At 65.5% G+C, this 9,685-nt stretch carries 12 protein-coding genes and 1 tRNA gene; 5 read left to right on the top strand and 8 right to left on the bottom strand.

The window, feature by feature from the left end; genetic code table 11:
- Positions 1-2: 2 nt before the first annotated feature.
- Both L1F06_RS08340 and moaB read right to left on the bottom strand, forming a co-directional pair.
- Positions 3-1,217: a molybdopterin molybdotransferase MoeA gene (locus tag L1F06_RS08340; protein WP_129483075.1), complete on the bottom strand. Its 1,215-nt coding sequence runs from the start codon at positions 1,215-1,217 to the stop codon at positions 3-5.
- Positions 1,214-1,753 carry a molybdenum cofactor biosynthesis protein B gene (gene moaB, locus L1F06_RS08335; RefSeq protein ID WP_129483076.1) on the bottom strand — a complete coding sequence of 180 codons (540 nt, stop codon included), beginning with the start codon at positions 1,751-1,753 and terminating at the stop codon, positions 1,214-1,216. Before moaB ends, L1F06_RS08340 begins: the two co-directional genes overlap by 4 nt.
- Positions 1,754-1,820: 67 nt before the next feature.
- Between moaB and mobA the strand changes: the two genes are divergently transcribed.
- The 3 genes from mobA (at position 1,821) to L1F06_RS08320 (ending at position 2,925) form a co-directional block, all read left to right on the top strand.
- Positions 1,821-2,426: a molybdenum cofactor guanylyltransferase MobA gene (mobA, locus tag L1F06_RS08330; RefSeq protein WP_129483077.1), complete on the top strand. Its 606-nt coding sequence runs from the start codon at positions 1,821-1,823 to the stop codon at positions 2,424-2,426.
- Positions 2,427-2,493: 67 nt separating this feature from the next.
- Positions 2,494-2,715, top strand: coding sequence for a YgdI/YgdR family lipoprotein (locus L1F06_RS08325; protein ID WP_003244529.1), 222 nt, complete (start codon positions 2,494-2,496; stop codon positions 2,713-2,715).
- A gap of 133 nt (positions 2,716-2,848) precedes the next feature.
- Positions 2,849-2,925: transfer RNA gene (locus tag L1F06_RS08320), tRNA-Pro, on the top strand.
- A 62-nt stretch (positions 2,926-2,987) separates the two neighbouring features.
- On the opposite strand, the gene L1F06_RS08315 is transcribed toward L1F06_RS08320, so the two are convergent.
- A complete protein-coding gene (locus L1F06_RS08315) occupies positions 2,988-3,224 on the bottom strand; it encodes a glutaredoxin family protein (protein WP_003244528.1) in 237 nt (78 codons plus the stop codon).
- A 48-nt stretch (positions 3,225-3,272) separates the two neighbouring features.
- Positions 3,273-4,412, bottom strand: a complete 1,140-nt coding sequence (locus L1F06_RS08310) for a DUF5610 domain-containing protein (RefSeq protein ID WP_129483078.1) — start codon at positions 4,410-4,412, stop codon at positions 3,273-3,275.
- 320 nt (positions 4,413-4,732) lie between these two features.
- Between L1F06_RS08310 and L1F06_RS08305 the strand changes: the two genes are divergently transcribed.
- Positions 4,733-5,980, top strand: a complete 1,248-nt coding sequence (locus tag L1F06_RS08305) for an OprD family porin (protein WP_003244525.1) — start codon at positions 4,733-4,735, stop codon at positions 5,978-5,980.
- Positions 5,981-6,125: 145 nt separating this feature from the next.
- Entirely contained in the window at positions 6,126-6,398 is a 273-nt protein-coding gene (locus L1F06_RS08300) for a Rho-binding antiterminator (protein ID WP_129483079.1), read from the top strand.
- Positions 6,399-6,444: 46 nt separating this feature from the next.
- Here the strand turns inward: L1F06_RS08300 and phnP are convergent, their stop codons facing one another.
- The 4 genes from phnP to phnL are packed head-to-tail and all read right to left on the bottom strand — an operon-like array spanning position 6,445 to position 9,608.
- Positions 6,445-7,209: a phosphonate metabolism protein PhnP gene (gene phnP, locus L1F06_RS08295; protein WP_129483080.1), complete on the bottom strand. Its 765-nt coding sequence runs from the start codon at positions 7,207-7,209 to the stop codon at positions 6,445-6,447.
- Complete coding sequence (gene phnN / locus L1F06_RS08290) at positions 7,200-7,757, bottom strand: phosphonate metabolism protein/1,5-bisphosphokinase (PRPP-forming) PhnN (RefSeq protein WP_129483081.1); 558 nt, start codon at positions 7,755-7,757, stop codon at positions 7,200-7,202. Before phnN ends, phnP begins: the two co-directional genes overlap by 10 nt.
- Positions 7,757-8,902 carry an alpha-D-ribose 1-methylphosphonate 5-triphosphate diphosphatase gene (locus L1F06_RS08285; protein WP_129483082.1) on the bottom strand — a complete coding sequence of 382 codons (1,146 nt, stop codon included), beginning with the start codon at positions 8,900-8,902 and terminating at the stop codon, positions 7,757-7,759. The genes phnN and L1F06_RS08285 overlap by 1 nt, the downstream gene beginning before the upstream one ends.
- Positions 8,892-9,608, bottom strand: a complete 717-nt coding sequence (phnL, locus tag L1F06_RS08280; RefSeq protein WP_129483083.1) for a phosphonate C-P lyase system protein PhnL — start codon at positions 9,606-9,608, stop codon at positions 8,892-8,894. Before phnL ends, L1F06_RS08285 begins: the two co-directional genes overlap by 11 nt.
- Between the last annotated feature and the right edge of the window lie 77 nt (positions 9,609-9,685).

Genomic DNA, 9,685 nt, shown 5'->3' with positions numbered 1-9,685 from the left:
ACTCAGCCAAGTAGCTCGCTGAGTGGGATGAAACGCAGGCTGTCGCCTTCGGCCAGGGTACTGCCCTCCATGACCTCGGCCAGCCCTTCGGCCCAGGCGGCACTGCGCAGCACCCCGGAGCTCTGGTTGGCATAGGGCACCGCGCGCCCACCTTCCAGACGCGCGCGCAAGTACTCACGGCGCGTGCCCGGCTTGTGCCATGCGAAGCCAGCCGGCACGACAAACCCCAGCGGCTCGACACGCTGTACGCCGAGACGACGCAGCAGGTAAGGACGCGCCAACAAGCCGAACGTGACCAGGGTCGAAGCCGGATTACCCGGCAAGCCTATGACCGGCACGCCCTGATAATGGCCGAAGGTCAGCGGCTTGCCCGGCTTGATCGCCAGCTTCCACAGCGCCAGCTCGCCGGCCTCACGCAGAGCCAGACCCAGATAATCCGCCTCGCCCACCGACACGCCGCCGGTGGAAAGGATCAGATCCACATCGCCCAACGCGCCCAGCGCCTCGCGAGTGCGCGGCAGATCGTCGGGCAGGATACCGGCGTCCACCACGGCGCAACCCAGACGCTGCAACCAGGCGATCAGCAGGCGTCGGTTGCTGTTGTAGATCTGTCCCGGCCCCAGCGCCTGCCCCGGCTCGACCAGCTCGTCGCCGGTCGACAACACCGCGACCCGCAAACGCCGGCGCACTTTCAGGTGTGCCGCACCCAGCGAGGCGACCAGCCCCAACTCGATCGGCCCGAGACGCGTGCCTGCCGGCAGGACGCAGTCTCCGACGCGTGTCTCCTGCCCCTGCGCACGGACGTTCTGCCCAACGTGCAGCGGCTCGCGAAAACGCACCTGCCCCGACTCGTCGAGCTCGACGTTCTCCTGCATCTCCACCGTATCGGCGCCCTCCGGCAACGGTGCACCGGTAAAGATGCGCGCGCAGCTACCGGGCTGCAGCGGCGCAGGCGCCACACCGGCCTGGATGCGCTGACTGACCGGCAGCGCCTGGCCCTGCCAGTCAGCCAGACGCAGGGCATAGCCGTCCATGGCGCTGTTGGGCCATGGCGGCAGATCCAGGGTGGCGAGTAGCGGCTCTGCCAGTACCCGGCCGTCAGCCTCGCCGAGTGTCACCGACTCCGTCTGCTCGATGGGCGCGGCCTCGGCCAGCGTCAGCAGACGTTGCAGCGCCGCCTCCATGGGCAGCAAGCCGGGGTGATCGCAACCGCTCATCCGCGCGACTCGCAGGCCGCCATCGGTTTCAGGTGCGCGACGAAGTTGCACGGGCGATGGCGGGCATCCAGCTGCTCGGCGAGGATGCCCTCCCAGGCGGTACGGCAGGCATTGGTCGAACCCGGCAGGCAGCACACCAGCGTGCCGTTGGCCAGACCGGCCAGGGCGCGCGATTGCACGGTGGAGGTGCCGATATCGGCCACGGAAATTTGCCGGAACAACTCGCCAAAACCGTCCACCTGCTTGTCCAGCAGACAGCTCACCGCCTCTGGCGTGCTGTCGCGACCGGTGAATCCGGTGCCTCCGGTTATCAGCACCACCTGCACCTCTTCCTCGGCGATCCAGTTGGCCACCTGGGCGCGAATCCGGTAAAGATCGTCCTTGAGCAATACCCGAGCCGCCAGCCGGTGCCCGGCCGCCTGCAGGCGGTCAACGAAGAGCTGGCCGGAGGTATCGGTTTCCAGGGTGCGGGTGTCGCTGACGGTGAGCACGGCGATATTCAGCGGCACGAAAACCGCATCGGCCTTGTGATTCATGGCAGGCTTCCAATTGCGAGAGAATGGCCGGAGTTATATCACAGGCCCCGCCGTCGGAGACCGCCCCATGCCCGTTACCCACGCCTCTTTTCCCTGCTCCGTACTGCTGCTTTGCGGTGGCCGCGGCCAACGCATGGGCGGCCGCGACAAAGGCCTGCTGGAATGGCGCGGCCGACCGCTGATCGCCTGGCTGCACGAGCAGGTGCGCCCCCTGAGCGACGATCTGATCCTGTCCTGCAACCGCAATCACGAACGCTACGCGCATTACGCCGACCAACTGGTAACCGACGAGGACCAGGACTTTCAGGGGCCGCTGGCTGGCATCCGCGCCGGCATGGCAGTAGCCCATCATGAGCAGATGCTGGTGCTGCCCTGCGATGCGCCGCTGGTGGATCGGCAGTTGCTCAAAGCCTTGCTGGCCCACGCCGGTGCGCGCCCGGTGGTGGTGCGCCAGGGCAATTACTGGCAGCCGCTGTTCTGCCTGTTACCGACGGCGCTGAAGGCAGATCTGGAACAGCTATGGCAGGCCGGAGAGCGCAGCCCGCAACGCTGGTTCTCCAGGCTGGCTCCGGTCGCGGTGGAATGCCCCATCGACGACCCACGCCTGGCCAACCTCAATACGCCGGAGATGCTCACCGCCGCGTCCCTCTCGGCTGACGCTCGAGAGTCATAGCGGAACTCGAACAGCGCTTTCACGTCTGAGCCAGGGTAAATAGTCGTATCACCCAAGGAGACAGACCATGACTCAACGGATCATTCCCGCCCTGCTGATTGCCCTCGGTTTCGCTGTACTGGCCGGCTGCGCTTCGCCTTCGGTGATAACGCTGACTGACGGTCGCGAGATTCAGACCGTGGACAAGCCTAAGTACGACGAAGAGTCCGGCTTCTACGAATTCGAGCAGCTCGACGGCAAGCGCGCCACCATCAACAAGGATCAGGTGCAGACCGTCAAGGAGCTCTGAGACTTCGAGCCAGGCGCTCTACCAGGCAACGCCCGGAAGCCGAAAGCGAGTTGACAGGGGATAACCCGACTTGCAGATTTTTTCGGGCTAACCCCTTGTGCGGTAAAAGTTTTTCGGTAGAATACGCCTCATTCGGAGTGTAGCGCAGCTTGGTAGCGCGTCTCGTTCGGGACGAGAAGGTCGCAGGTTCGAATCCTGTCTCTCCGACCAAATCAAAAACCCGCCTTAACCGGCGGGTTTTTTATTGCCTGCGATTCAGCTCCACAGGTTGTTCAGCGCAGAAAAGCCACCACCTGCTCGGCGTCGAACGGCCAGTTCAACTCGTTCCCGGTGTCGCAACGGCGCAACACGGGAATGCGCAAGCCGTAGCGCTCGACCATGCCCTCGTGCTCGGCGATATCGATCAGCTCGACCAGCAGACCGTTCTCGACGAACGGCATGAGCAACGCCTCTGCCACCTCGCAGAGGTGGCAGCCCAGGGTTCCGAAAAGTTGGCATTCAGGCGTCATGAGCGCACCTCGTTCTCAGCAAGGTACGCAGTCTAGCACCGGCAGGCGTCAGCTCGCGCCGACACCCTTGTCGGACTGACCGGCGAGCAGCGACTGCAGGCCGTCGATCAGGCTGCGGTTGAGGCTGTCGGCCTTCTCCAGGCGCGGCAGGTCGAATCGCTCATCGAGCGAGAAGCCGCCCTTGAGCAGTTCCTTGAGCACACCGCCGGCATTCTGCGCCAGGTCGTTGGCGCTGCGCAGCGCGTCGAGCAGGCCCTGCGCATATTCCTGCAGCCCGGCATTCACCGCACTGGCGCCCTGCCCGGCTACCGCGCCGTAGGCATCGGTCGCCTGACGCACGGTGGTCTGGGTCAGGCGCAGCGACATCGACGCCAGTTGTTCGCCATCCATCTCCAGCGCCATGGCCCGGTCGAACGCCCCGGCCAGATCACCCGCGTAGAACTTGTCGGACAGCTCCTGCACCTGGCTGAAGAGTTTTTCCAGCGCCTTGATCTCGTCGTCGTCCAGCTCGCCTTCGACATTCACCTGCCAACCGCCGATACGCATGCTGCCGGACTGGCTGGCGCCCACCAGGGTGCTGCTCTTGCCATCGCTGGACGCCGCGAAACTGCTCTGCGACCAGCTGGCCGAAGCCTGCGCCACGGAAATGCGCAGGCGATCGCCATCGCGCGTGGTGACGGAAAGATCGAATGTTTCGGCCACCGCGCTGAAGCGCTCGCGATAACCAGCCACCGCCACCTTGTCGCCGACACCCGACGCCGCACCGCCGAAGCGCTTGTCGAGATCGCCCAGGCCGTCCTGGATGCGCTTGTAGGTGTCATCGATATCGCTGGCCACCTGGCCTTTCAGTACACCCATGCCATCGAGAATCTTGCGTGCCTCGGCAAAGCCCTTCTCCACACCTTCACGGGCCTGCGACAGCAGTTTCTCAAGCTTGGCGGGATCGGCACCGGCGGCCGCCTCGCTCTGGATGCGCTGTTCGATGAAACCCAAGACCCGCTCCGCGACCTTTTCGGGGCTGAAGTCATCGCGCTTGCCATTGAGTGCGCCCGGCTGCAGGCCGAGCTTTTCGGCCAGCCGATTGGCCAGCGTGGCCTGAGGGTCGACAGCATTGTTGCGCGCAGCGATGGACTGACTGGCTTGCGCGGTGCGAGCGGCGGAAGGATTGAGCGAGGCCAGAGGTTTCATGACGAGGTACCCAAGTAGGTTATCTGCCGAACTTAACGGCCGTCAGGAGGCAAGCTTTAGCCTTTATCGACCAACGGTCCCTGCCTGATTGCCCTTTCACTCGGCTCGAACGAGTTTTTTCAGACTTGCGGTGAAACGGCCACATTTCCCGCGAGCACCCGACCTAGAGGCTCCGGGCCTCCGGGTGCCGGCTGGCTTGGCCGCCCCGCCAGACTAAAGTCTTAGAGTCGACTCCTCGGCGAAGTGTTTTATTTCATCGCGCCGTAACTGGCCGGTCACATCGTGGCCGAGCTGACAATAACAACGAGGAGACAACAATAATGAGTAAGACTCCCCTCGCCCGCGCCGTGGCTCTCGCCACGCTGGGCGCCAGCCTCACCATGCCAAGCCTGGCTCACGCCGACTTCATTGGTGACAGCAAGGCCACCCTGGAACTACGCAACTTCTACATGAACCGCGATCTGCGCGAGACCACCGCGGCTCAGCAATCCAAACGCGAAGAGTGGGCACAGGGCTTCATACTCAAGGCCGAATCAGGCTTTACCGAGGGCACCGTTGGCTTTGGTCTGGACGCGTATGCCGGCCTGGGCCTGAAACTGGACTCCTCCGACGAGCGCGCCGGTACCAACCTGCTGCCCAACGCCTTCGGCAATGAAGGGCCGGACGAATATTCCGAAGCCACCGGGGCGGTCAAGGCGCGTATCTCCAAGACCGTGGCCAAGGTTGGCGGCCTGATGCCCAAGCTGCCCATCGTTGCTTCCGGCGACTCGCGCCTGCTGCCCCAGGTCTTCACCGGCGGCATGCTGACCTCGCAGGAGATCGACGGCCTGACGCTCAACGGCGGGCAACTGCGCGAAGTGAATTTCCGCAACTCCACCGACCGGCAGGACATCACTGCCACCAACGTGGGCGGCAGGAGCGATCGCTACAACTATGCCGGCGGCGACTACAAGTTCAACGGCGGCAACACCACGGTCGGCCTGTGGTACGGCGAACTGGAAGATATCTACGACCAGAAGCTGTACAACCTGATCCATGTGCAGCCGATCGGCGACTGGAAGCTGGGCGCCAACCTGGCCTATTTCGACTCCCAGGACAACGGCCGCAAACTCGGTGGCAAGCTGGACAACGACCTGACCTCGGTCAACCTGTGGGCCGGCATCGGCGCCCATACCTTCCGCGTGGGCTATCAGAAGGTCGGTGGTGACAATGCCTTCCCGTTCCTGAACGAAACCGATCCGTACATCGTCAACTACCTCCAGATTCTCGACTTCACCCGCAAGGACGAGAAATCCTGGCAGGCGCGCTATGACATCAACTTCGCCAGCTACGGTATTCCTGGTCTGACCGCCTTCGTGCGCTACGTGACCGGCGACGGCTTCGACGGTGTAGGCGGCGTGAGCGGCAAGGAATGGGAACGCGATGTGGATATCAGCTACATCATTCAGGAAGGCCCGCTGAAGAACCTCGGCGTGCGCTGGCGTAACGCGATGGTGCGTTCCAACGCGAGTATCGGCGACCTGGACGAGAACCGTCTGATCGTCAGCTACACCATCCCGCTGATGTAAGGCCAAGGCCTCGCCTCCACGCAGGGCGATGCCACTGAAACGAGAAACGCCGCAATGCCCTCTGGGGATTGCGGCGTTTTTTCATGCGAAGCCGGTAATGCCCGCGAGCCTCGGCTAGGCTCAGAACAGCGCGGAGGACGACTCGATGGACGATTACCAACCCCTGGCCTGCGATCTCTACGACTACCTGGAGATCGCCTGCCTGCACCGCTACCGCCTGGACATCGAACTGACCGACGGCACGCACATGCTGGGCCAGGCCCTGAACACCGAAACCACGGCGAGCAAGGAAGAGTTTCTGCTGGTGCGCACGGCAGAAGGCGAGCAACGCCTGCGCATGGATCGCCTGCTGGCGATCACCCCGCAGGACCCTGGCGCCAGCTTCGGCCGGGTGTTGTTGAGCGGCGCTCGCTGCTGAGCGCCATACCTCGAATATCTGGGCGTCCTATGCACCAATGCCTGGGTTACAGCACCAGCCCGTCACTGCCCAGTTGGACACCAGGCGGCAAGGCGTCGGGGTGCTCCAGCAGCCAGGCGTCGAAGGCGTGGCCGATATGGGTCAGCACCGCTTGCGTCGGCTGCAGGCGTGCGATGACTTCCAGCGCGCGGGTCAGGTCGTTGTGGTTGCGCGGCGCCACCGGCTGCGGCGCGGTGGAGCAATCGAGCACCAGCAGATCCAGCGGTGCACGCTGAAGTTCGGCGCAACTGGCCTCAGGCACGCCGACCGTGTCGGTGAGGTAGGCGATACGCCTGCCCTGCCCTTCGAACCCCAGCCCTTCAAACAAGTACCCAAAGGTCGGCTTGGAATGCGTCAGCGGCAGCGCGGTGACATTCAGCTCACCCAGCTGACGGCGCTCGAAGGCAACGAAAGGCTGGCTGAAATCGAGAATGCCGGGGTGCTTGTACAGATCGGCCAGCCTTTCGGGGTCGTTCGGGCCATGGACCGGGATGATCAGCCCCTGGCCCCAGCGCAGGTGCAGCAGGCCCTGGGCGTGGTCGGCGTGGTAGTGGGTCTGCAGAATGCCGCTGAGGCTGTGCGGCGCGAAGCGCTCGGTAAGGTCGGTCAGGCCGCTGTCGATCAGCCAGCGCTGCGCGCCGCATTCGATCAGCGCGCAGCAGGGGCCACGGCGCCGCGCCGGATACACGCGCGCCGCATCGCAGGCCGGGCAGCTGCAGTTGTACACGGGCACCTGGCGGGCATCGCCGGTGCCGAGCAGGGTCAGGCGCATCGACGCATCTCGTCGAGCAGGTGCAGGAGGCGGCTGACGGTGTGCGGCAGGGGGCCGGAGTTGTCGAGGATGACGGTGCCTGCCCCCTCCTCCTGCTGCAACTGGCGGCTGCGCGCCAGGCGCTGCTCGATCTGCTCCGGCGTCTCGCGGCCGCGAGCCAGCAAGCGCTGGCGCAGCACCGCCTCGTCGACCTGCAGAAGAATCGCCAGCAGATCCGGATAGCGCTGGCGCGCAGCCTCGAGATGACCGCGTGAGCCATTGATCAGCACATCCTGACCGGCGCTCAGCCAGTCGTCGATCTCGCGCGGGATACCGTAGGCCAGGCCATTGGCGTGCCAGCTCAGGGCAAAGGCACCCTCGCCTTCCAGGCGCTCGAACTCCGCGGGACTGACCCCCAGCGCGTCCTCGCCTACCGACTCGGCGCTGCGGGTGATCACCCGCCGGGCGAAACGGCAACCGTGCGCCTCCAGCGGCGCGCGCGCGGCTTGCAACAGGCTGTCCTTGCCCGAGCCCGAAGGCCCCATCAGATAGATCAACCTGCCCTGCATCAGAATACCCTTCGTGCTTGGCGCCACACCTGCTGGATCACCGGCTGCTGGCCATGCGCCCTGGCCTGTACCAGGTCGGCGCGCAGGCCGACGCGGATCTCGCCGCGGTCATCCAGTCCGGCCGCCCTGGCCGGCGCGCGGCTTACGGTAGCGATGGCCGCAGGCAAATCATAGTCGTTGTCCTGCCCGGCGAGCAGCCAGGCCGCATGCAGCAGGCTGGCCGGGTAGTAGTCGCTGGAGAGGATATCCAGCACGCCGTGGCGCGCCAGCTCCGCGGCGGCGATATTGCCCGAGTGCGAGCCGCCGCGCACCAGGTTCGGCGCCCCCATCAGCACCTTCAGCCCCAGCTCGTGGCTGGCCCTGGCCGCTTCCAGGGTGGTGGGGAACTCGGCGATGGCCATGCCGAAGCCGGCCGACTCCCGCACGTGGGCCAAGGTCGCGTCGTCATGACTGGCCACCGAAATGCCGCGGACGTGGCAGTCCTCGACGATGGCGCGACGCTGGCGGTCGCTGTACTGGCGCGAGTTGGCGATCTGTTCCTGCAGAAACTCCTCCATCTCCGCCGGGCTCAGGTGGTACTTGCCCATGTAGTACTCGCGGTACTTCTCCACCTTGGCGAACTGGCGCTGGCCGGGTGAGTGATCCATCACCGACACCAGCGCCACCAACGGGTGCTCCACCAGGTCGCGGTAGATGGTCAGGGCATCGGGGTGGCACAGCTCGCAGCGTAGGTGCAGGCGGTGCTCGGCGCGGGTCTGCCCCGCCGCCTCGCTGGCGGCAATGGCCTCGATCATCGCCGGCAGCTGCTGCATGCGCCGGCCACGCGGGTTGATGTCGCCGATGGACAGCGCATCAAACACCGTGGTGATGCCGGCGGCAACGATCTGCGCATCGTGGGTCAGCACCGCCGAGGCCGAGGGCCAATCCACGCCAGGCCTTGGGCTCATGTGTTTTTCCAGGTTGTCGGTGTGCAGTTCCACCAGCCCCGGCAGGAGGTAATCGCCGCCCAGGTCCTGGGCCTGCGGCAGGCGACTGGCGCCCTCGTCCACCGCGGCGATCAGCCCGTCGCGCAGTAGCAGGGTACCGAGGAACTCGCGCTCGGCGGTGACGATGCGGGCGTTGCTGAGAATCTGTTCAGACGACATAGACGTACTCCGGTTGCGCCGCGGCGGCGCTCATGTCGAGGTAACGGTCGGCCACCGCCTCGCGGGCGATGCGGTCGTGGAAGATGCCGATCAGCGCGCTGCCGGCCGCCTTGGCTTCGAGGATCAGCTCCAGCACCACCTGGCGGTTGGCGTCGTCCAGCGAGGCGGTGGGTTCGTCGAGCAGCAGCACCGGCCACTCGACCATGAAGCCGCGGGCGATGTTGACGCGCTGCTGCTCGCCGCCGGAGAAGGTGCCCGGCGCCAGTTGCCACAGTGCCTCGGGGATATTCAGGCGACTCAGCAGGGCCTTGGCCCGCGCCTCGGCATCGCTGCGCGTCCAGCCGCGGGCCAGCGCCGGCTCCATCACCACGTCCAGGGTCGACACGCGCGGGATGACCCGCAGGAACTGGCTGACGTAACCCAGGCTCTGCCGGCGCACCGCCAGCACCTGGCGCGGCTCGGCGCCGACCAGCTCCACCGGCTCGCCCTGGTGGCGGATGCGAATGCTGCCGCCGGCCGCCAGATAGTTGCCGTACAGGGTGCGCAGCAGGGTCGACTTGCCGGCGCCGGACTGCCCATGCAGCACCAGGCACTCGCCGCCGCGCACGGCGAAATTCAGGTCACGCAGCACCTGCAGGACGACGCCGTTCTGCTGGTGCAGGGTGAAGGTCTTGCTGAGGCCGCTGACCTCGATCAGGTTGTTCATACACACCTCGATTGCTGTCGTAGCCCGGATGCAATCCGGGGGTGGCGGGCACGGGCTTCCCGGATTTCATCCGGGCT

This window comes from Pseudomonas hydrolytica (assembly GCF_021495345.1).
Taxonomy (GTDB): Bacteria; Pseudomonadota; Gammaproteobacteria; order Pseudomonadales; family Pseudomonadaceae; genus Aquipseudomonas; species Aquipseudomonas hydrolytica.
The sequence above is the reverse complement of the archived record's forward strand: the minus strand, read 5'-3'. Positions and strand labels throughout refer to the sequence as shown.